Below are 21,530 nucleotides of genomic sequence, written 5' to 3' on the forward strand. Positions count from 1 at the left end.
CGACGTAACTCCCCATCGACAAAACCTTATCCCTCGGTTCTGTAGCATCGACCATGACTTCCGTCGGCATCGACGCCATGGAGATTTGGACGGGCAAACTCGTGTTAGACCTCCCCAACACCTTCGCGCCGGTGAAGGGCGAAGACCCGGAGAAGTACACGAAGGGTCTGGGTCTCCACACGTCGTCGTTCCCGGACGTGTACGAGGACATCGTCACGATGGGGGCGAACGCCGCCAAGAAACTGATGGACCGAAAGGGCCTGACGCCCGCGGACATCGGCCGCATCGACGTGGCGACCGAGTCGGCGTTCGACAACTCCAAGCCGGTGTCGACGTACATCGCCGGCTGTCTCGAACAGGTGTACGACGGCGACTTCCGCCACGCCAACAAGGGCGAGCGCAAGTTCGCCTGCATCGCGGGCACCCAGAGCCTCGACGACGCCTACAACTGGATTAAGGCGGGTCGGAATCGCGGGCGCGCGGCGCTCGTCATCGCCACCGACACCGCCCTCTACGAGCGCGGCGACCCCGGCGAGGCGACGCAGGGCGCGGGCGCGGTCGCGATGCTCATCGACGAGGACCCGGACCTCGTCGAACTCTCGACCGAGCAGGGCTACGGCAGCATGGACGAGACGGACTTCCTCAAGCCGAACCAGCAGTTCCCCTCGGTGGACGGCAAGCGCTCCATGCAGGTGTATCTCGCTCGGATGCGCGAGGCGCTCGAAGACTACGAGAGCGTCGCGGGTCGGACCCACCCCGACCTGTTCGAGTACATCCCGTTCCACACGCCGTTCCCCGGCATGGTCCGGAAGGCGGCGCTTCTGGGCTTCCGTCACATGACTCGCGACACGGACATCGAAGACGACCTCGAAGCCGAAATCGGCCGCCAGCCCCGCGAGGAGGACTTCGAGACGTGGGACGACTACGAGGAGGCCATCCGCGGCTACATGGACGAGTTGAAGACGACCGAGCAGTACCGCGACTGGTACGGCCGCGTCATCGAGCCGACGCTCGACATCTCCAGCCGCGTCGGCAACTGGTACACCGGCTCGGTCCACATCGCCCGGCTGTCGGCGCTCATCGCCGCCGCCGACGAGGGGAAAGACATGACCGGAAAGCAGCTTCTCGTCGGGTCGTACGGCTCCGGCGCGCAGGCCGAGATTCACGCCGAGACGGTCCAAGAGACGTGGCTCGACGAGATCGAGGCCGTGGACGTCGACGACCAGCTCGCGGCCCGCACCGAGATTTCCTTCGACGACTACGAGCTCATCCACGACGTGCACAACCACGAAAAGGAGATCGAGGTCGAGGAGTTCACCCAACCCGAAGCCGAGTTCGTCTTCACGGGCTGGGGCCGGATGAACGAGCGCCGCTACGAATACGTGGAGTAGCGGGGACCGTCCGCACGAGCGGAGCGAGTGCGGAGACGAAGCGCCGGTGAGGCGCTTCGGAAGTACGAATACGTGGAGTAGCGGGGACCGTCCACGCGAGCGTCAGAACGGGCGGGGCTGGTCGTTTCGAATCGACCACGCTTCCGCCGGGTTCGACCCTCTGTCATCGTAGAACTTCCGTCCGACGTAGCTCTCGCTCACGCCGCCGAGTATCGTGTTGTACAGGTCGCTCGCCGACTTGTGGGTCTCTGCGCCGAGCGGGTCGAGAATCGTCTCGACTGTCTCCGCGTCGTCGACGTTCGGCGCACTGATTTCGACGTCACCGGCCTGTTCGACCACGCGAGACGTGCTCACCGGATAGGTGAACTCGGTTTCGAGGAACGACTGGAGGTCACTACGTTCCATATGTGCCCATGTGCATCGAGCCCCTTCGTATTTTTCACCATTATTCAGAACGATCGGTCAGGGAAGCTTCCGCAGGTCTTCGAGCATCTCGTCTAAGTCGCGGTCGGTCACGGCGAGCGCGAAGCCGTCGATGGTGGCGAGCGCGGGCGCGTGCTCCCAGAGGTCGTCCTCCGAGAGCCCGTGGAGGACGACCGCGTTCGGCGTCGGCGTGACGACGCGCATGGCGACCAGCGGCGACTCGCCGCGGGTGACGCCGGTGAACACGAGCGCCCGACTCGTCGACTGGCCGTAGAGGCGGTAGAACTCCTCCGATGAGAGCCGCGTGATGGCCTGAATGCTGTTGATGACGGTGTGGCCGCTGATGCGGTCTTGGTCGCCGTCGACGATGGGCGTCGCGCCGATGGCGTCGTAGAAGCTGTCCAGCGGAATCGACGTGGGGTACTCCCGGAGGTCCTGGACGATGTCGCTCTCGAAGCCGGCCGAGAGCACGCGGGCGTACTGCCGGATGCGGCTGCCGCCGCGGGCCTCGTCGATGTCGAGGAGCGCCTCGACCATCCGGCGGATGACGCCGATTCCGGGGCTCTCGCGGCGGCCGCTCTCGTAGTCGGAGACGACCGACGACGACACGTCCAACTGCTCGGCGAGCGCCGTCTGGGAGATGTCGAAGTCGGTCCGCCACTTCCGGAGCGTCGCGCCGGGGTCGTCCGAGAGGGTGATCTCGCCCGCGATGCGGCGGGCGAGGTCGTCGCGCGGTGCCGCGGTCACCGCGAGCACCTCGGTCCGGCCGACGAGTGAATCATGGGACAATCTGCGCGAGTGTCCCGCAAAAGCGTGTCGAAAGTGGTAGTCGTCGCCTGACGAACTCCGTGGGAACACTTCAAGGCCGTCGCCCGACCACTACGCGGTATGCCATCGACCCTCGTCAACGTCGCGGTCGGCGGACTCGTCGGTGCCGCCCTCCTCGGTCGCTGGTTCGACGCCCGGGCTATCGGCGTCGCGCTCGCCGCGGCCGCGGTCCCCGACCTCGACTCGTTCACCAGCACGCTCCTGCCGGGGAGCCACCGCGCGCTCCTCCACACGCTGTTGCTCCCGTTCGCGCTCGCCGCGGTCGTCGTCTACGACACGCGGATTCGGGACCCAGAGCGCTCCGCGATTCGCGGCCGATGGGGTACCCGAGGGGTCGCGGTCGCGTGGGTGGGCATCGCCGCGCTCCTCTGTGGGGGCATCTTTCCCGACCTGTTCACCAACGGCGTCAACGCCTTCTACCCGCTCCACGACGCCTTCTATTCCATCAACGGGCGCGCCGAGTGGTCGAGCACGCGCGGGTTCGTCCAGACGTTCGTCGAGCTACGGCCCGCGTCGCCGCCGCCGACGACGGAAACCCTTCACTACAGCACCGTGGTCGACCCGTCGCCGGGCGCGGAACCCGAGAACGTCGAGCGAATCGCCCCGCTCGCCTCGTCCGGACTGGAGCTGCTGCTCGTCGTTCTCGGGGCGGGCGTGGTCGGCGGGCGACTCCTCTCGGAGCGGCTTCGCGGCTCGTCGGAGTGAGTCAGCGCGGACTGACCCGAGAACGCGGCCGCGACTCCGAGCGTTCATAACCGACGGCGACGCATCCGCGTGCATGACAGAGACACCGGACGGCGTCGAGGTGCGACCCTACGAACCGGGCGACGCGGCCGCGTTCTGGGAACTGAAACGCGGGTTCGAACTCGGCCTCGGCGCGGGGACCGGCGGCGACGACAAGCTGTCGACGTACGAGGCGAAACTCACCGACGACTACCGCGAGCGATACCTCTCGTGGGTCGAGCGCTGTGCGACCGACGACCCCGGGTGCGTCGTCGTCGCCGAGGCGGTGTCGGGCGACGGGGACAGTGATGGCGGCATCGATAGTGACGACGGTGTGGACAACGGCGACGACGACGCTAATCTGGTCGGCTACGCCTTCGCGCTCCCCGAGGAGATGACGTTCATCTGGGATGCGGCCGTGCTCAACGAACTGTTTCTCGACGCCGACTACCGCGGCACGGGCGTCGCCGACGAACTCATGGGCGCGGTGTTGGACCACGTGCGCTCGCAGGACCTCCCCCTGGACCGAATCGTCCTCGACGTGGACGAGGCGAACGGCCGGGCGCGGGCGTTCTACGAGCGCTACGGCTTCGACCACTGGGGCGAACTCGTCGCGCGCGACCTCTGAGGTCGGGAAAACGAGCAACCGGGGGACCGAGCGAGCGGACGTCGGCGACTACCGGAGCGCCGTGGCCGCGACGCCGCCGACGGTCCCGAGGACGGCGGGGTAGGCGACGCCCGCGAGGAGCGCGGACGTGACCGGGTCGGGGCTGATGGCCGACTCGCCGACGCTGACGGTGAAAAGCGCGATACCCGCGAGCGCGAAGACGAGGTAGCCGACGGTGGTTCCAGCGCCGGCGAGCGCGCCCGCCCGCGTCGAGGACGCGCCGCTGAGGACGGCCGCGAGCGCGCCCGCCGCGAGGAGCGCGACCACGGGCACGAGGTAGAGCACCGGCGAGAACGCCTCGACGTTCTCGATGAGGTTCGCGCTGGAGGTCGTTCCGAACAGGCCGGGGAACCGCGTCGTCACGCCGTGGGCGCTCATGAACACCCAGCCGACGACCTTCCACGTCGCGATGTCGGAGCCGAGGGCTTCGAGCACCTGACTGGCCGTCGAGTTCTCGATGGTCGAGGAGGACAGCAGGTACGTCACGAGGTAGCCGAAGAGGGCCGCCCCGAGACCGGCGACGCCGCCGCTCCCGACCGACCGAAGCGTCGACGGGTCTGCGCCGGACGTCGAGTGAGGTGTCGATGACATTGTGTCGAGACACATTATCGTTCTCCCGTAAATGTCTCGTGGCCGGCGTGAGACGGCGTCTCGCGGTGCGTACTGACGGTTCACACTGGTTGCGACGTGTCCGGAGACCACCGGACGGCCGGCGAACGCAAGAGGGCCACGTTCAAGTCGCGGGAGGCGATAGCGATGGGCATGCTACTACGGGGTGCGCGGGTGATTCGAAGCGACCGCGTCACCGACGAGGCGGACGTGCGAACCGACGCCGAGACGGGGCGAATCGAGGCCGTCGGCGACCTCGACCCCCGCGGCGACGAACGGGTCGTCGACCTCTCCGGCAAGACGGTCACGCCCGGACTGGTGGACGCGCACGTTCACTTCTCCTTGTCGGGCGAGCGGAGCGTCGAGGACGTAGTCGATATGTCAGACGCCGAACTCACGCTGGTCGAGGCGCGAAACGCCCGGAAGACGCTCGAAGCGGGCGTCACGGGCGCTCGCGTGATGGGTGCGCGCGACATCGACGTGGCGCTGAAGCGCGCCATCGACGCCGGGGACGTCCCCGGCCCGCGGACGGTCGCCAACTGCCGGTCGATAACTATCACCGGCGGTCACGGCCACCACATGGGCCGCGAGATAGACGGGCCGACCGAGGCGCGAACGGCGGTCAGAGAGCAGGTGAAACTGGGCGCAGACTTCATCAAGTTCATGGCGACCGGCGGGGTGACGACGCCCGGCAGCGACCCCGGCGCGGTGGCGTTCACCGAGGAGGAGCTCCACGCGCTCGTCGACGAGGCGCACCGCCGGGGCGTTCACACCGCGACCCACGCCCACGGCGGCGAGGGCGTGAAAGCCGCCATCCGGGCCGGCGTCGACACGGTCGAACACGGGACGTTCCTCGACGACGAGGCCATCGACCTGTTCTTGGAGCGCGACGCGACGCTCGTGCCGACGCTCTCCGCGCCGTACCACATCGTCCGCAACACCGAGGCGGCGACGAAGGAGGACGTGACGAAGACCGAGTTCGTCTACGACCGCCACATCGAGTCGTTCAAGCTGGCCGCCGAGGCGGGCGTCCGAATCGCCGGCGGCACCGACGCGGGCACCCCGTTCAACGTCCACGGCGGCAACGCCTCGGAAGTGCAGTTCATGGCGCAGCACGCCATGGAACCGTTGGACGCTGTCCGGGCGATGACCGAGACGGCCGCCGACGCGGTGGGACTGGACGACTGCGGCGTCGTCGAACCCGGCGCGTACGCCGACCTGCTCGTGTTCGACGACGACCCGCTGTCGGACCTGACGCTGCTGAACGACCCGACGGCGGTCCTGAAAGGCGGTCATGTCGTCGCCGGCGCGGTCCCCGGTGCGGTTCCCGACGGCGAATAAGCGGCGGCTCAGCGAACGTCGTCGGGGTCGACGTCCCAGCGGAACTCGGCGTCGTAGTCCCCGCCGGTCGTCGCCAGCCAGTCCTCGCGGGAGACGCTGTAGCGGAGTTCGTCGGTCGGCTCGCCGTCGACGACGATGCTGTTGCGGTCGCGTCCGTCGAGGTCGCCGCCGAGCGCCGCCATGTACTTCTCTATCGCTCGCTTGGACTGCTCGTTCTCGGCGACGTGCGACACCGAGACGACTTCGAGGTCGAACGCGTCGAACGCGAGCGCCGCCAGCGCCGCGGCTCGCTCGCCCGAGTAACCGCGGCCCCAGTAGCGCGGGCGGAGCCACAGGCCGAGTTCTCCGACGCGGCGGTCCCACTCGGTGTGGAGCCCGCCGAACCCCGCAATCTCGCCCGCGCCGCCCTCGCCCGCGCGGGGGATAATCGCGTAGTCGGCGCTCGCCGCGTCGGTCCAACTCGACTCCCCGCGGTCGAGGAACTCCTTCGTAACTTTCGGCGTCTCGTGGCGCGACCACGGCATGTACCGCGTCACGTCGTCCATCTCGGGGGCCGAGCAGAGTTCGTAGGCCTCGTGGACGCCGACGTACTTCGGGCGACGAGCGACCAGTCGGAGCCGCGGCGTCTCGACGACCGGAGGGTAGAGGTCGCTCACTCGCGACCCTCCCAGCGGAACTCGGCGTCGTAGTCGCCGCCGGCGGCGGCTTCCCACTGCTCGCGGGTCACGGACCAGCCGCGAACGTCGCGCGGCGTGCCGTCGGCATCGACGGTCTCGTTGGGGAACAGGCCGTCTTCCTGCCCGCCGAACCGGTCGGTGTACTTCTCGATAGCTCGACACGACGCCTCGTTTTCGGGCATGGCGTAGGCGAGCGCGACGTCGAGGTCGAGCACGTCGAAGACGGCGGCGAAGAAGGCGGCCGCCCGCTCGCCGGAGTAGCCGCGACCCCAGAACTCCTTGCGGAGCCACATGCCGAAGACGGCCCGGCGCTTGTCCCACTCGGGGTTGAAGCCGGCGGTGCCCGCGAACTCGCCCGCACCGTCCTCGCCGTCGCGCGGGAAGACGGCGTAGATGGCGTTTTCGGCCGATTCGTGGCCGTCTTCGGCCTGTTCGAGGAACTCCAGCGTCTCCTTGGGCGTCTCGTGGGGGTTCCACGTGACGAACTCGGTCTCCTCTTCGATGGTGTCCGACCGCGAGGCCGCGAAGCGGTCGTAGGCGTCCAACGGGTCGACGACCGCCCGCGACAGGGCCCGGAGCCTGAGCCGCGGGGTCACGATTTCGTCGGGGAACATGGGACGGAGTCCACTCGGAGGGCGCTAATAAGTTTTCTGACTATTGACATATGTCAACGTGATGCACGACCTGACTGGCCGCGGCTCTCGGATCGGTCGGATTCGAACACGTTCCGGGCGCACACACCTTCTCCCGCGCGAGAACCCGGAGATGCGTATTTGTGTCGGGAGCGCGTCTAGCGGGGACGGAACGGAGTGCAACGAGATGGACTGGGAGCGAACGGTGGGCGGCTACGCGCTCGTCATGGGAGCCGTGACGCTCGTCATCTGGGCGTTGACCGTCGACGGCGGCCCGGTGATGGAGCCGCGGACCGACCCGTTTTCGCTGTTCGCGTCGCTCGTGTTGGGCGGGCTGACCGGCGTGTCGCTTCTGGTGGCGGGTGCGGGACTCGTCCGACGGCAGTTGTGGGCGCGCCCGCTCAGTCTCGTGGCCTTCGGCCTGCTTTTCGCCGGCGTCATCGACAGCGCCGGCTACTACGCCGCAGTCGGACGAGTCGGCGTCGTCGTGGCGCTGTTCGTTGTCTGTCTCGCCACGCTCGCGGCGCTCGGGTGGTCCCTCGTCGACGCCCGGAACCGGGCGCGGCGGGCGGCGTGGTGAGTCGGCGTCTGCGTCGGTGAGTCGCCCCGGTAGTTCGGGCGCTTCCGGCGGAGCGTCCGGCCGGCGCGCGGCGCTCCGCAACCACTAAACGCGCCTCGGTCCTCCTTCCGGTAATGGTAGACTGGACGGAGAAGTACCGCCCATCGACGCTCTCCGAGGTCCGCGGCAACAACAAGGCCCGCGACGCCCTCGCGGAGTGGGCCGAGACGTGGGACGACCATCGAGAGGCGGTCGTCGTCCACGGGAGCCCGGGCATCGGAAAGACCTCCGCGGCCCACGCGCTCGCCGCCGACATGGGCTGGGAGACGGTCGAGTTGAACGCGTCGGACCAGCGGACCGGCGACGTCATCGAACGCTTCGCCGGCCGCGCCGCGAAGAACGCGACGCTCGCCGGCTCGTCGACGGGCACGTCCACCCGACAGTTGGTCATCCTCGACGAGGCCGACAACATCCACGGCAACTACGACCGCGGCGGGGCCAGCGCCGTCACCCGCCTCGTCAAGTCGTCGAGCCAGCCCATCGTCCTCATCGCCAACGAGTTCTACGACATGAGCCGCGGGCTTCGGAACGCCTGTCGGGAAATCGAGTTCCGCGACGTGTCCGCCCGCTCTATCGTCCCCGTCCTCCGCGACATCTGCCGCAAGGAGGAGTTAGCGTTCGAATCCGACGCGCTCGACCGCATCGCCGAGATGAACAGCGGCGACCTTCGCTCGGCCGTCAACGACCTCCAAGCCATCGCCGAGGGCCGCGAGAAAATCACCGAGGAGGACGTGGTCATGGGCGACCGCGACCGATCGGTCGGCCTGTTCGAGTTCCTCGACGCCGTCCTCAAAGAGGAGTCCGCTCAGGACGCGCTCTACACCGCCTACGACGTGGACGAGACGCCCGACGACCTCACGAAGTGGGTCGAGGACAAGGTGTCGCTCGTCTACGAACCCGACGAACTCGCCCGCGCCTACGACTTCCTCGCCAACGCCGACCGCTGGCTCGGCCGCGTGCGCGCCACGCAGAACTACTCCTACTGGCGCTACGCGACCGACAACCTCGCCGCCGGCGTCGCGGCCTCCCGCGACCGGACCCGCGGCGGGTGGACCCGCTACGGCGGCGCGCCCTACCGCTCGACCCGCGACAAGACCCGCGACACCGTCGTCCGGAAAATCGCGCAGAACGGCGGCTTCAGCATGGCGACCGCCCGCCGCGAGGTCCTCCCGTACCTCTCGGCTATCACCCACCACTGCAAGCCCCGCGAACTGACCGTCGCCATGGCCGCCTACTACGAGTTCGACGAGTCCCACGTCTCCTTTGTCACCGGGAGCGGCGAGACGACGAACAAGGTCCAGTCCATCGTCGAGGACGCCGGCGAACTCCGCGAGGAACTGGTCGAGGAACACGCCGGCGGCGCGTTCGCCGGGATGGAAGACGTGTCCGTCGAGGGCGACGCGGCGGCCGCCGACGGCGACGAGGGCTCCGACGACGTGCTCGACCGCGACGCCGACGCCGACGACGCGGCCGAGAGCGACGAGGACGACGCCTCGACCGACGACGGGCAGTCCGGGCTCGACGACTTCTTCTGAGCGGGACCGTCCGCCGCGTTTCTGTCGCGCCGCCGCCCGAGAGTAACGCCACGCGGGGCTTTTTGGGGCCGCCCGACGAACCGCGCGTATGAGAGCCGCAGTCCTCCGCGAACACGGTGAACCGCTCGACGTGACCGAAGTCCCCGACCCGACGTGCGACCCCGACGGCGTCGTCGTCGAAGTCGAGGCCTGCGGCATCTGCCGGAGCGACTGGCACTCGTGGATGGGTCACGGCGAGTGGGCCGACGACGCGGTCCCCGCCGGCCAGATTCTCGGCCACGAGCCCGCCGGCCGCGTCGTCGAGGTCGGCGACCGCGTCGAGACGATTCGGGAGGGCGACCGCGTCGCCCTGCCGTTCAACCTCGCCTGCGGCTCGTGCGGCTACTGCCAGACCGGCCACGGCAACGTCTGCACGGGCGACCACCCGCACGCCCTCGGCTTCGAACCGTCCGCGCAGGGCGCGTTCGCGGAGTTAGTCCATCTCCCGTCCGCCGATTACAACGCGATTCAGCTCCCCGAGGATGTTTCCCCGACCGACGTGGCCGCGCTCGGCTGTCGGTTCATGACGGCCTACAACGCCCTCGACGCCCGCGCCGGCCTCCGCGCGGGCCAGTGGGTCGCCGTCCACGGCTGCGGCGGTGTCGGCCTGTCGGCGATTCAGGTGGCGAACGTCCTCGGCGCGCGGGTCGTCGCCGTCGACGTGCGCGAGTCCGCGCTCGACGCCGCGGCCGACCTCGGCGCTGACGCCGTCGTCGACGGCTCCGCGGAGGACCCGGTGGACGCCATCCGGGGGCTGACCGACGGCGGGGCGCACGTCTCGCTCGACGCGCTTGGCGTCGCCGAGACCTGCCGGAACTCGGTTCGGTCGGTCCGGCCTCGGGGCGCACACGTCCAGGTCGGCCTGACGACCGAGGCCGAACAGGGGAACGTGTCGCTTCCGACCGACTGGATGACGAGACACGAGGTGTCGTTCCTCGGCGCGCGCGGGATGCCGCCGACGAACGCGGACGACCTGCTCTCGCTGCTCGCGTCGGACGCGGTCGACCCCGGCTCGCTCGTGACGAAGACCGTCTCGCTCGACGAGGTACCCGAGCGACTAGCCGCGATGACCGACTACGACACCGTCGGCGTCGAAGTGATGGTTCCGTAAAAGCGGAGTCGGCGGTTCGGACGCTCGTTGGCTCGTTGCCGGCTCAGGGCGTCGGCGTCGGCGTTCGACGCTCCTCGGACGGCTCGTCGTCCGCGAGGCCGCGCCAGACGACCTCGCCGCAGTCGGGACAGTCGAGTCGGACCGTCCGGCCGTCGCGCGTCCGCTCGGACCACGCGTCGATGCCGGCGGCGCGGCCGCAGGTCTGACAGAAGAGGACGGCCTTGGTGCGTTCGCTATCGGGCGGTTCGTGACTGAATTCGCGGGGAGCGTAGTTCATGCCGCAGGAAGCGGCGTTTCGGGGGATAAGCTTGTTGGAAGATTCCGGGTGTGTGCCCGGCTACCCCGTCTCAGAGGAGCTTCGAGAGGAACTGCTTGCCGCGGTCGGTCTTCGGGTTCTCGAAGAACACCTCGGGCGGCGAGTCCTCGACGACGCGGCCGTCGGCCATGAGGACGATTCGGTCGCCGACCTCGCGGGCGAACCCCATCTCGTGGGTGACGACGAGCATCGTCATGCCCTCGTCGGCGAGGTCGTGCATCACGTCGAGCACCTCCCCGACGAGTTCGGGGTCGAGCGCGCTCGTGACCTCGTCGAACAGCATCACGTGGGGGTCCATGGCGAGCGCGCGGGCGATGGCGACGCGCTGTTGCTGGCCGCCAGACAGTTGGTTCGGATAGGAGTTCGACTGCGCGCCGAGGCCGACCCGGTCGAGCAGTTCGTCGGCGCGCCGCGTGGCGTCTCCCTCTTTGAGGCCCTTGACCTTCGTCGGCGCGAGCGTCACGTTCTCCCGCGCCGTCTTGTGCGGAAAGAGGTTAAAGCTCTGGAACACCATGCCGATGCGCTGTCGCAGGCGATTGATGTCCGCGTCCTCCGCAGAGATGGACTGGCCTTCGAGTCGAATCTCGCCGTCTTGAATCTCTTCGAGGCGGTTCGCACAGCGGAGGAGCGTCGATTTCCCGGACCCCGAGGGGCCGATGACGACGCACACTTCGCCCTCTTCGACGTCGAGGTCGACGTCCTTCAGGACGTGCGTCTCGCCGAAGTACTTGTCCACCTCGTCGAATTCGAGGAGGCTCATCGGCGGTCACCTCCCCAGTCGGAGCGGGCTTCGAGGTAACTGACGATTTTACCGAGCGGAATCGTAATCATGAGGTAGGCGATGGCGACGAGGAGGATGGGCGTCCACGGGTCGAACGTGGTCGAGTTGACGTTGCGGAACGCGCTGATGAGCTCCGGGATGGCGATGACCGTCAGGAGCGAGGTGTCCTTCACGAGGATGACCTGGTCGTTGCCGATTGCGGCGAGCGCGTTGCGCCACGCCTGCGGGAGGACGACCTCGCGCATGCCCTGCACGTAAGACATCCCGAGCGAGCGGGCGGCCTCCATCTGGCCCTCCGGGACGGCGTCGATACCGCCGCGGACGGCCTCGCCGACGTAGGCGGCGTGGTTGAGCGTCAGTCCGATAATCGCGGTCGGAATCGCCCAGTTGGAGATGGGGAACTGCCCCGGCGGCCAGAACGCCGGAATCCCGACGTAGATGACGAGCAACTGGAACAGAAGCGGCGTCCCGCGGAAGAACTCGACGTAGGCGGTCGCGACGGTGTTCGTGAACCTCGTGTTCGACACCCGACCGAGTCCGACGAAGACGCCCGCGGTGACGGAAAACAGACTCCCGACGAGGACGATACCGAGCACTCGCAGGAACGCGTTGACGAACTGCGGGTGGATAATCTCGACGAGGAGTTCGAAATCGACCTGGGTGAAGATAATCGCCGCGATGAACCCGCCGACTCCGAGCGTGAATAGTCCCGCGATGGCCGCGCCCAGTCGCCTGAGCGTTTTGTCGTTCAAGAACTGCTCTTGGTACTCACCGTCACCGGTTCGTCCCTCGGAGTAGGATTCAGCCATTGGTAGTGTTTCTCACAGTGGTGGGATAAAAAACGCGTCCTGGTTCGGCTTATCCGGAGAAGTACTCCGAGTAAATCTCGTCGTACGTGCCGTTGTCGCGGATGGTCTGGAGCGCGCCGTTGACCTCCTCGCGCAGGTCGTCGTCGTCCTGCCGGAAGCCGATGCCGTACTCCTCGACGGTGAGGGTGAGGTACGGCGGGGCGTTCTCCTTGCCCTGTTCCTCGGCGGCACCGGGACCTTCGAGGAACCGGACGTTGTCGCTCTGGTCGACGAAGGCGGCGTTGACGGTGTTGTCGTTGACGACCGCGCTGACCTGGTTGTTCCGGAGCGCGTCGAACGCGCCGGTCACCTGGTCGTAGCTCTGAATCGTCAGGTCGCCGTCGAACTCCTCTTTGAGGCTGGTCGCGGCGCTCTCGCCGGTCGTCCCCTTCTGGACGCCCACCGTGACACCCTGGAGGTCCTCCTTCGAGGAGATATCACTGCTGTTGAGGACGATGACCGTCTGGTAGGCGGTGAAGTACGGGTCCGAGAAGTCGATCTGCTCCGCGCGGTCCTCGGTGATGGTCATCGCGGACATGATGACGCGGAAGTTCCCGTTGTTGAGCGAGGGGATGATGCTGTCGAAGCTCGTCTTCTGGAACTCGTGTTCGTAGCCGAGTTCGCCGAAGACCGCCTCGGCGATGTCGACGTCGAAGCCGACGAGTTCGCCCTCGGTCGTCTCGTACTCGAACGGCCGGTACGGGATGTCCGAGCCGATGGTAATCGTCTCGCTACTACTGCCGCCGCCGCCGAGACAGCCGGCCAGCGTGAACGCGGCCGCGGCCCCGGCGGAGCCCTTCAGAAAGGTGCGACGTTCCATAACAGCCATCAGGTAGCACAGCCCCGTATAACACTTCTTCGGTCCGTTCGTCAATTCGTTCCGATATTGACGAAAAATATCCGGGAATTGTGTGGATGGGTGGGATATATCTCTAACCGTGAAACGGATTCGCCATATCGTCGTTTTATCGGAGTAGTATGCAACTCGAATCGCGAAAGTTGTTGATATTGCCGATAGTTATCTCATTTCTTGTATTTTAGTTGTTAAACGGAGTTCCTCCCCAACCCGAGGTCACGCTCCGCCGTCAGTCGGCGTCGTTCGTCGCGCCGGCCTGCGGTATCGGGAGGCCGCCGCGGACGAGGACCGCCGCGCCGACGACGAGGACGAGCGCGAGGACCGTCCCGCCGAGGTGGGCGAGTTCGAGCGCCGGCCCGTACACCTGCCGGCCGGCGATGAGAAGCGCGACGACGACGACGCTCGCGGGCGCGGTGACGAATCTGAGCCGGTCGTAGGCGTCCGCCCGCGGGCCGTGAGCGGCGTTCGCCCAGAGGGTGACCGCGACGAGCGCGGCGTAGGTCGTGAGGCCGACGACGTAGTAGACGGCCTGCGTCGTCGGGCCGAAGGAGACGAACGCGTGGGGCGCGAGGACGAGCATGACGGGCGCGCCGACGAGCGCCAGTCCCACCGCGTCGGCGATGCGGGGGATGCCGCGGTCGGCGAGTCCCCACGCGGCGGCGGCGACGACGGCGGTGAAGATGGAGGTCGCGACCACGTAGTGGGCGGTGAGGATGACCCACTCGTACTCGGTGACGGTGAGCGCCCCGAGGACGATTTGGAACGGGAGGATGACCGTGGCGACGACGAGCGCGTAGCGGACGCCTTTCGCGACGCCCTCGCGCCACGCCTGCACGGTCGTTCCGAGGATGAGGAAGCCGGTGAGCATGGCGACGAGGCGGTGGAACCATTCGAGGAAACTGCCCCAGTTGGCCGGGAACAGGCCGAGGAAGCCGTCGCAGAACGGCCAGCGGCCGGCACAGGTGAGGCCCGCGCCCGCGGCGGCGGTGTACACGCCGAGGACCATCAGGACGCCGGTCATCGCGGCGGCCCCCGCGAGGAGGCGGCGAAGCCGAGGTGTCATACGCGTGGGTCGGGACCGCGCGAACTTATATCTCGTCGGTATGGTCCTCGAAGAACCCACCGTGCTACCTCCTCGCACGACAGGCCCGGCCGCTCGGCTCGTGTCGGACCAGTTCGCCTCGGTCGCGTTGGACCGGTCCGCCCGGGTCGTCCGAGCCGTCCCATTCAAGTCGATTCGGCTGGACGCGCGAACATGGACGAGCGACTCGACTCCCGAGCGGACCGACTCGATGGCTACCTCGACGACAACGGCCTCGAAGCGGTCTGGTTCGCCCGACCGAACTCCTTCGCGTGGCTCCTCGGCGGCGACAGCGTCGTCGACCGCGACTCGCCGTTGGGCGTCGCCGCCGCCGGCTACGACGGCGACGAGTTCCACGTCGTGACGGACAACATCGAAGCGAACCGCCTGCTCCACGAGGAACTGCCCCACGAGGACGTTCGCGTCCACCGATTCCAGTGGTACGAGGGCTCGCTGGCGTCCGGCGTCGAGGCGGTCTCGCCGACACCCGCCGCCGCCGACTTCGACGTGCCCGGCTTCGAGGACGTGGACGCCGCGGCCGTCCGCCAGCCGCTTTCGGACGCCGACATCGAGGCCTACCGCGAACTCGGCCGCGACGCGGCGAGCGCGGTCGAGCGGGTCTGCCGCGAACTCGCGCCGGGCGACACCGAACACGAGGTCGCCTCCGGTCTGAAGGTCACGCTCAGCGCGATGGGCATCGAAGCGCCGGTGGTGCTCGTCGGCGGCGCGCGGCGCGTCCAGAAGTACCGCCACTACACGCCCAAACAGGAGGAACTCGGCGACTACGCCCTCGTCTCGGTGACGGCCCAGCGCGGCGGTCTCTACGCGAGTTGCACGCGGACCGTCGCGTTCGACGCGCCGGAGTGGCTCGAAACCCGCCACGAGGGAGCGATGCGGGTCGAGACCGAGGCGCTGGCGGCGACCCGGAAGGCCGCCGCGGAGGGCGGCACCGCCGGCGACGTGTTCGACGCCATCCGCGACGCCTACGACGCGGTCGGCGAGTCCGAGGAGTGGCTGAACCACCATCAGGGCGGCGCGGCCGGGTTCGCGGGCCGCGAGTGGTTCGCCACGCCCGACGCCGACGACGAGGTCCGCGCGCCGATGGGCTACGCCTACAACCCGACCATTCAGGGCGCAAAAAGCGAGGGAACCGCCCTCGTCACCGACGAGGGCGTCGAGCCGCTGACCGCGACCGGCCGCTGGCCGACCCGGACCGTGACCGACGCCGACGAGACGGTCGAACTCGAACGGCCGGAAATTCTTCACATCGAAACGGAGTAATTTTTCGAACGGGGCGGCGTCGATTCGCCGCCGCGACCTCGCCGCCGTCCGGTGAGGATTCGACTATTGTCGAAGTCAAAATTCGACGTTGTTGAATAGCTTTTTGCCCCCTGCGTGAGGACGTGTGGGTCATGGGACTGGACGACGACTCACGGGAATATCACAGACAAGACCCGCCCGGAAAAATCGAGATTGCGACGACGAAGCCGACGAACACTCAACGCGACCTGAGTCTGGCGTACTCGCCGGGCGTGGCCGCGCCGTGTCTCGACATCGCCGACGACGAAGACGCCGCCTACGAGTACACGGCGAAGGGCAACCTCGTCGGCGTCGTCTCGAACGGCTCCGCCGTCCTCGGGCTGGGGAACATCGGAGCGCAGGCGTCGAAGCCGGTGATGGAGGGCAAGGGCGTGCTGTTCAAGCGCTTCGCCGACATCGACGTGTTCGACGTCGAACTCGACATCGCGGACGTGGACGACTTCGTGGCGGCGACGAAGGCGATGGAGCCGACGTTTGGCGGCATCAACTTGGAGGACATCAAGGCCCCGGAGTGCTTCGAAATCGAACGACAGCTCCGCGAACAGATGGACATCCCCGTGTTCCACGACGACCAGCACGGCACGGCCATCATCTCCGGCGCGGCGCTTCTGAACGCCGCCGACATCGTGGACAAGGACCTCGACGACCTCGACATCGTCTTCTCCGGTGCGGGCGCGTCCGCGCTCGCGACGGCGCGGTTCTACGTCTCGCTCGGCGCGAAAAAGGAGAACATCACGATGTGCGACTCCTCGGGCATCATCACCGAGTCGCGCGTCGAAGAAGGCGACGTCAACAAGTACAAAGCCGAGTTCGCGCAGCCGGTCGACGAGGGGTCGCTGTCGGACGCGATGGAGGGCGCGGACGTGCTCGCGGGGCTCTCGGTCGGCGGCATCGTCAGCCAAGAGATGGTGCGGTCGATGGCCGACAATCCCGTCATCTTCGCCATGGCGAACCCGGACCCGGAGATCACCTACGAGGACGCGAAGGAGGCCCGCGAGGACACCGTCATCATGGCCACGGGACGCTCTGACTACCCGAATCAGGTGAACAACGTCCTCGGGTTCCCGTTCATCTTCCGCGGCGCGCTCGACGTGCGCGCGACCGAAATCAACGAGGCGATGAAGCGCGCGGCCGCCGAGGCGCTCGCCGAACTCGCCCGGCAGGACGTGCCCGACGCGGTCGTCAAGGCCTACGGCGACCACCCGCTGCAGTTCGGTGCCGACTACGTCATCCCCAAACCGTTGGACCCCCGCGTGCTGTTCGAGGTCGCCCCCGCGGTCGCACAGGCGGCGATGACCTCCGGCGCGGCCCGCGAGCGCCTCGACATGAACGCCTACCGCGAGCGCCTCGAAGCCCGCCTCGGGAAGTCCCGCGAGATGATGCGCGTCGTCCTCAACAAGGCGAAGTCGAACCCCAAGCGGGTCGCCCTCGCCGAGGGCGAAGACGAGAAGATGATTCGCGCCGCCTACCAGATGCAGGAGGAGGGCATCGCCGAACCCATCCTCGTCGGGAAGACGACGACGATACTGCGGAAGGCCGAGGAGCTGGGTCTCGACTTCGACCCGACCATCGCTAACCCCCGCGACGGCGAGTGGGACCACTACGTCGACCGCCTCTACGAGCTTCGACAGCGCAAGGGCGTCACGAAGTCCGAGGCTGAGGAACTCGTCCGCCGCGACTCGAACTACTTCGCCAGCGTCATGGTCGAAGTCGGCGACGCGGACGCGATGCTGACGGGGCTGACTCACCACTACCCCTCGGCGCTCCGCCCGCCGCTGCAGATTATCGGAACGGCCGACGAGGCCAACTACGCCGCCGGCGTCTACATGATGACGTTCAAGAACCGCGTCGTCTTCTGCGCCGACACGACGGTCAACCTCGACCCCGACGAGGAGATTCTCGCGGAGATTACGAAGCACACCGCGGACCTCGCACGCCAGTTCAACGTCGAACCCCGCGCGGCGCTGCTCTCGTACTCCAACTTCGGGAGCGTCACGAACGAGGGGACGCGCAAGCCCCGCGGCGCGGCGGCGCTCCTGCAGGACGACCCCGACGTGGACTTCCCGGTCGACGGCGAGATGCAGGCCGACACCGCCCTCGTCGAGGACATCCTCGAAGGAACCTACGACTTCGCGGAGCTCGACGGCCCCGCGAACGTCCTCGTGTTCCCGAACCTCGAAGCGGGTAACATCGGCTACAAGCTCCTCCAGCGCCTCGGCGGCGCGGAGGCGATCGGCCCGATGCTCGTCGGCATGGACAAACCCGTCCACGTCCTCCAGCGCGGCGACGAGGTCAAAGACATCGTCAACCTGGCGGCGACGGCGGTTGTGGACGCGCAGGAAGAGTAACGCGCAATCTGTCTTCGGTTTTTCTTCGAATCGCTACCCGAACTCGACCCACGCGACGGCGACGCCCAGTCCGACCGCCGGCGGGGCCGCGTAGAGCGCGAAGGTCGTCGAGTCCGGCGGCGAGAAGCACGCGGCGAAGGCGACGAGACAGAGGAGCGACAGCCCTCTGGTCGTCCCGGCGAGTCGGCGGGAGAGCGCGCCGGCGCGGCGCAGTCCGAGCAGGAGCGGGGCGACGGCCGCGCCGCCGCCGACCGCGACCGGGAAGAACAGTTCGAGTTCGAGCGCCGACTGGCGTGAGTCGGCCGCGACGCGGCCCCATTCGACCAGCAGGTCGGTGAGGCCCGGCGCGAACTGCCGCGCGGCGACGGTCCCGACGAGAAAGCCCGCGGCGGCGACCGCCAACCACCCCGAGGCGGCGCGGAGGTCGACCGCGGGGTCGCAGCCGGCGAGGGCGACGAGCGAGACGCCGGCGGTGAGAGTGCCGGTGAGCACGCCCAGTTCGAGACGGACGAGGAAGGTCGGGTCGCCGACTCCGGCGACAGCTGTCGAAACACCGGCGGTCGGAGAGACGCCGGCAGTCGGCGGGAGTCCGCCGGTCGGTGAGAGGAGTCCTGGGTCGCGGATAGCGGCGAAGACGGAGACGGCCGTCAGAAGACCGATGGCGACGAGTCGTGTCGCGTGGCGTCTCGCGGTCGCGGCGAGCGGCGAGAGTCCGCGTCGCCGCGGGTCGAACGTGTCGACGGTCTCCGCGGAGTCCATACGTCCGGCGTCGTCGCTCCGCGTTGTCAACTTTGTGACGGTGAGGAGACCGGCCGGCGGCGGGACGGCCGCCCGGGGGACGCGCCCCGGGAAGGCGACAGCCCGGTGAGACCGCTCGCGCTCGGCGGCCCACTCGATGGGCGGGGCGAACGGGACGGGTCTCAGCGACGCTCTGCGCTCAGTCGCTCGCGCGCCCCTCGAACCGCGAGGGCGGGAGGTAGCTCACGTCCCTCCCGGAGTCGGCCTCGAACTCCGGGGGGTCGGGGAGCACACAGCGGTCGGCGCGCCGGTTGACGTGTTCGTACTCGCCCGGCGCGTTCGCCAGCGGGTGCGCGGGGTTCTCGCGGCTGTCGATTCGCGCGGCGCGTAGCTCGCCGAACCCGGCGATGCGGGCCTGAATCCCCCGCCAGTGGTGTTCGCTTCCGGCGGGAACGACGATTCGCTTCGGCGACTTCCAGTCGGGGTGGTCACCGGCGAGGACGGCGTTGTTGACGTTCGCGGCGAGGTCGTCGTGGTCGACGAGGACGCCGACGCGAGCGCCCGGCGGCGCGCGGTGGGCGAGCACGTCAAGTCCGAGGTGCAGTGCGCGATACTCCGAGACGTTGTTGTCCGGCGGCACGTCCGGGAGTGCGATACGGGCGACTCGCTCGCCGTCGCGGGTCTCTATCACCGCACCGAGTCCCCCGCCGTTCGGGCGGTACGACCCGTCCGTCGCGACGTAGAAGTGTCGTTGATGCGTTCGCGGCGGGTGTGCGATGTGGGGCGTCGGCGACTCGTCGAACAAGTCCCGAAGTGTGGGACGGCCGGTCACGGCCATACGAATGATTCCGCGATGGGCAGTAATAAACGTACCCCGTGTTTGGGGGGATGACGCATCCGTGTGTTCAGCGGCGATGCCCCGGGAGCATAACTGCGCACAATATATTGTCAGAACGCTATGCGGGGCCGAATCTCAGGCAATGGATATAAGAACGACCGACTCAATCTACCTTCGATGGCTGATACCAATTCTCACATTAGTCGACGGTCGTACATTAAGTTGGCTGGCGGCGCGGCGGCGTCGGCGGCGCTCGCGGGCTGTTCCGGTGGCGGCGGGGAGGAGACCGAGACCACCGAGACGACGACCGGCGGGGAGGAGACCGAAACCGACGAGACCACGACGACGACCGAGGCCAGCGGCTCGTTCGACGTGACCATCACGCAGGGGCAGATGCCCTCCGGTCTCGACCCGCAGGACCACCGCGAGACGACGACGGACATCGTCGTCCTCCACGCGTACGAGGGCGTCTTGACCCGCGACGCGGCGGGGTCGATTCAGACCTCGCTCGCGACGAACTACGAGCGCATCGACGGGGAGAACGCGGTCCGCTTCGACCTCCGCGAGGACGTCACGTTCCACAACGGCGACGAACTCACTCCCGCGGACGTCGCCTACAGCATCAACCGCGTCGTCGACGAGGAGGTCGGCTTCGCCAGCCCGCAGAGCGACCAACTCGCCGGCGTCGCCGGCGCGGAGGTCATCGAGGGCGAGAACGCGGTCAGGGTCAACAACGCCTCCCTCAACCCCATCGTGTTCTCCGAGTTCGCGACCTACCTCGACGTGATGCAGCAGTCGTGGGTCGAGGAGAACGACAAGGCGTACATCAGCCAGCACATGAACGGCACGGGACCGTTCCAGCTTGACTCGTACACCGAAGACGAGGAGGTCGTCCTCACGGCGTACGAGGACTACTGGCGGGAGCCCGCGGCGGTCGACACGCTCACCTTCCGCGCCGCGTCGGAGGCCAGCACGCGCGTCAACCAACTCCTGCAGGGCGAGACCGACCTCATCGTCAACGTCCCGCCGCAGGAGGTCCAGCGCGTCACCAACTCCGACAACGCCCGCGTCGCCGCGGCCCCGTCGACCCGCATCATCTACAACGGGATGCGCTACGACGTCGAACCGTTCGACTCGATGGAGTTCCGGCAGGCGATGAACTACGCCATCGACCTCGAAAGCATCGTCCAGAACGTCCTCGGGGGCTTCGGCGCGCAGACGGGCCAGCCCACTCTCCCCGAGTTCGTCGGCCACAACCCCGACATCGACCCGTACCCGCACGACCCGGACCAAGCCGAGCAGTTGGTCGAGGAGTCCGGCTACGCCGGCGCGGAAATCGAGCTTCACACGCCGGTCGGGCGCTACCTGAAGGACCTCGAAGTCGCGCAGGCGGTCGCGGGCTACATCGACGAGCTCCCGAACGTCACGGCGACGGTTCGCCAGCGCGACTTCGGGTCGCTCGTCGACGAACTGCTCGCGGGCAGTATCGAGGCCCGCCCGCCGTGGTTCCTCATCGGCTGGGGCGAGGCGACGTTCGACGGCGGCCTCGTCATGGAGGCGCTTCTCGCCTCCGAGGGGACGCTCACGACGTGGCAAAACGAGGAGTTCGACGCGCTGCTCGAACAGGCCGGCAACCAGTCCGGCGAGGAGCGCGAGGCGACCCTCCAGGAGGCGAACGCGATGGCCCACGAGCAGTGCCCGTGGATATTCCTGAACCAGCAGTACAGCGTCTACGGCGTCAGCAACGCCATCGCGTGGGAGGCCCGCTCCGACGAGCGCATCGACGCGTACGCGATGAGCCAGCAGTAG

Annotated in this window: 22 protein-coding genes; 10 read left to right on the forward strand and 12 right to left on the reverse strand. The window is 68.0% G+C overall.

The features are described 5' to 3' along the window. Nucleotides 1-53: 53 nt before the first annotated feature. Nucleotides 54-1,391: a hydroxymethylglutaryl-CoA synthase gene (hmgB, locus tag NDI65_RS05915; RefSeq protein ID WP_089781531.1), complete on the forward strand. Its 1,338-nt coding sequence runs from the start codon at nucleotides 54-56 to the stop codon at nucleotides 1,389-1,391. Nucleotides 1,392-1,493: 102 nt separating this feature from the next. Here the strand turns inward: hmgB and NDI65_RS05920 are convergent, their stop codons facing one another. Together NDI65_RS05920 and NDI65_RS05925 are read right to left on the reverse strand one after the other, a co-directional pair. After that, entirely contained in the window at nucleotides 1,494-1,796 is a 303-nt protein-coding gene (locus NDI65_RS05920) for a hypothetical protein (RefSeq protein ID WP_089781529.1), read from the reverse strand. A 57-nt stretch (nucleotides 1,797-1,853) separates the two neighbouring features. Continuing rightward, nucleotides 1,854-2,561: a helix-turn-helix domain-containing protein gene (locus NDI65_RS05925; RefSeq protein ID WP_004062555.1), complete on the reverse strand. Its 708-nt coding sequence runs from the start codon at nucleotides 2,559-2,561 to the stop codon at nucleotides 1,854-1,856. A gap of 141 nt (nucleotides 2,562-2,702) precedes the next feature. Between NDI65_RS05925 and NDI65_RS05930 the strand changes: the two genes are divergently transcribed. Together NDI65_RS05930 and NDI65_RS05935 are read left to right on the forward strand one after the other, a co-directional pair. Then, nucleotides 2,703-3,347, forward strand: a complete 645-nt coding sequence (locus NDI65_RS05930; RefSeq protein ID WP_310893481.1) for a metal-dependent hydrolase — start codon at nucleotides 2,703-2,705, stop codon at nucleotides 3,345-3,347. Between the two features lie 73 nt (nucleotides 3,348-3,420). Next, a complete protein-coding gene (locus NDI65_RS05935; RefSeq protein ID WP_089781526.1) occupies nucleotides 3,421-3,993 on the forward strand; it encodes a GNAT family N-acetyltransferase in 573 nt (190 codons plus the stop codon). A 48-nt stretch (nucleotides 3,994-4,041) separates the two neighbouring features. On the opposite strand, the gene NDI65_RS05940 is transcribed toward NDI65_RS05935, so the two are convergent. Beyond that, nucleotides 4,042-4,623 carry a transporter gene (locus tag NDI65_RS05940; protein WP_310893482.1) on the reverse strand — a complete coding sequence of 194 codons (582 nt, stop codon included), beginning with the start codon at nucleotides 4,621-4,623 and terminating at the stop codon, nucleotides 4,042-4,044. Between the two features lie 171 nt (nucleotides 4,624-4,794). Between NDI65_RS05940 and NDI65_RS05945 the strand changes: the two genes are divergently transcribed. Further along, complete coding sequence (locus tag NDI65_RS05945) at nucleotides 4,795-5,982, forward strand: amidohydrolase family protein (RefSeq protein ID WP_089781741.1); 1,188 nt, start codon at nucleotides 4,795-4,797, stop codon at nucleotides 5,980-5,982. A gap of 8 nt (nucleotides 5,983-5,990) precedes the next feature. On the opposite strand, the gene NDI65_RS05950 is transcribed toward NDI65_RS05945, so the two are convergent. Continuing rightward, nucleotides 5,991-6,638 (reverse strand): GNAT family protein, encoded by a 648-nt coding sequence (locus tag NDI65_RS05950; RefSeq protein ID WP_089781521.1) that lies wholly within the window; start codon nucleotides 6,636-6,638, stop codon nucleotides 5,991-5,993. After that, nucleotides 6,635-7,273 (reverse strand): GNAT family protein, encoded by a 639-nt coding sequence (locus NDI65_RS05955; RefSeq protein WP_089781519.1) that lies wholly within the window; start codon nucleotides 7,271-7,273, stop codon nucleotides 6,635-6,637. The genes NDI65_RS05950 and NDI65_RS05955 overlap by 4 nt, the downstream gene beginning before the upstream one ends. A gap of 205 nt (nucleotides 7,274-7,478) precedes the next feature. Here NDI65_RS05955 and NDI65_RS05960 point away from each other — a divergent pair, with 205 nt between their 5' ends. The 3 genes from NDI65_RS05960 (at nucleotide 7,479) to NDI65_RS05970 (ending at nucleotide 10,595) form a co-directional block, all read left to right on the forward strand. Next, entirely contained in the window at nucleotides 7,479-7,871 is a 393-nt protein-coding gene (locus NDI65_RS05960) for a hypothetical protein (RefSeq protein WP_007274577.1), read from the forward strand. 113 nt (nucleotides 7,872-7,984) lie between these two features. Beyond that, nucleotides 7,985-9,445 carry a replication factor C large subunit gene (locus NDI65_RS05965; protein ID WP_089781517.1) on the forward strand — a complete coding sequence of 487 codons (1,461 nt, stop codon included), beginning with the start codon at nucleotides 7,985-7,987 and terminating at the stop codon, nucleotides 9,443-9,445. 88 nt (nucleotides 9,446-9,533) lie between these two features. Further along, nucleotides 9,534-10,595 carry an alcohol dehydrogenase catalytic domain-containing protein gene (locus tag NDI65_RS05970; protein WP_188423050.1) on the forward strand — a complete coding sequence of 354 codons (1,062 nt, stop codon included), beginning with the start codon at nucleotides 9,534-9,536 and terminating at the stop codon, nucleotides 10,593-10,595. A gap of 43 nt (nucleotides 10,596-10,638) precedes the next feature. On the opposite strand, the gene NDI65_RS05975 is transcribed toward NDI65_RS05970, so the two are convergent. From NDI65_RS05975 to NDI65_RS05995, 5 genes are all read right to left on the reverse strand, one after another. Then, on the reverse strand, nucleotides 10,639-10,872 hold the full coding sequence (locus NDI65_RS05975; RefSeq protein WP_007274580.1) for a hypothetical protein: 234 nt from the start codon (nucleotides 10,870-10,872) through the stop codon (nucleotides 10,639-10,641). 70 nt (nucleotides 10,873-10,942) lie between these two features. Then, nucleotides 10,943-11,671, reverse strand: coding sequence for an amino acid ABC transporter ATP-binding protein (locus tag NDI65_RS05980; protein ID WP_007274581.1), 729 nt, complete (start codon nucleotides 11,669-11,671; stop codon nucleotides 10,943-10,945). Then, nucleotides 11,668-12,501 (reverse strand): amino acid ABC transporter permease, encoded by an 834-nt coding sequence (locus tag NDI65_RS05985; protein WP_004969786.1) that lies wholly within the window; start codon nucleotides 12,499-12,501, stop codon nucleotides 11,668-11,670. Before NDI65_RS05985 ends, NDI65_RS05980 begins: the two co-directional genes overlap by 4 nt. A 49-nt stretch (nucleotides 12,502-12,550) precedes the next feature. After that, on the reverse strand, nucleotides 12,551-13,360 hold the full coding sequence (locus NDI65_RS05990; protein WP_007274582.1) for a basic amino acid ABC transporter substrate-binding protein: 810 nt from the start codon (nucleotides 13,358-13,360) through the stop codon (nucleotides 12,551-12,553). Nucleotides 13,361-13,625: 265 nt separating this feature from the next. Next, nucleotides 13,626-14,417 carry a COX15/CtaA family protein gene (locus tag NDI65_RS05995; protein ID WP_193310977.1) on the reverse strand — a complete coding sequence of 264 codons (792 nt, stop codon included), beginning with the start codon at nucleotides 14,415-14,417 and terminating at the stop codon, nucleotides 13,626-13,628. A gap of 234 nt (nucleotides 14,418-14,651) precedes the next feature. Here NDI65_RS05995 and NDI65_RS06000 point away from each other — a divergent pair, with 234 nt between their 5' ends. Then, a complete protein-coding gene (locus tag NDI65_RS06000; protein WP_089781511.1) occupies nucleotides 14,652-15,758 on the forward strand; it encodes a M24 family metallopeptidase in 1,107 nt (368 codons plus the stop codon). 131 nt (nucleotides 15,759-15,889) lie between these two features. Further along, a complete protein-coding gene (locus NDI65_RS06005) occupies nucleotides 15,890-18,145 on the forward strand; it encodes an NADP-dependent malic enzyme (protein ID WP_089781510.1) in 2,256 nt (751 codons plus the stop codon). A 33-nt stretch (nucleotides 18,146-18,178) separates the two neighbouring features. Here NDI65_RS06005 and NDI65_RS06010 read toward each other — a convergent pair whose 3' ends face one another. Continuing rightward, the gene (locus NDI65_RS06010; protein ID WP_089781508.1) at nucleotides 18,179-18,904 is read right to left on the reverse strand and encodes a hypothetical protein; all 726 of its coding nucleotides are present in this window, start codon (nucleotides 18,902-18,904) and stop codon (nucleotides 18,179-18,181) included. Between the two features lie 178 nt (nucleotides 18,905-19,082). Next, nucleotides 19,083-19,721: a ribonuclease H gene (locus NDI65_RS06015; RefSeq protein WP_042662440.1), complete on the reverse strand. Its 639-nt coding sequence runs from the start codon at nucleotides 19,719-19,721 to the stop codon at nucleotides 19,083-19,085. A gap of 177 nt (nucleotides 19,722-19,898) precedes the next feature. Here NDI65_RS06015 and NDI65_RS06020 point away from each other — a divergent pair, with 177 nt between their 5' ends. Beyond that, nucleotides 19,899-21,530 (forward strand): ABC transporter substrate-binding protein, encoded by a 1,632-nt coding sequence (locus tag NDI65_RS06020; protein ID WP_089781506.1) that lies wholly within the window; start codon nucleotides 19,899-19,901, stop codon nucleotides 21,528-21,530.

The sequence above is a fragment of the Haloferax sp. S2CR25 genome (assembly GCF_031624535.1).
Taxonomy (GTDB): Archaea; Halobacteriota; Halobacteria; order Halobacteriales; family Haloferacaceae; genus Haloferax; species Haloferax massiliensis.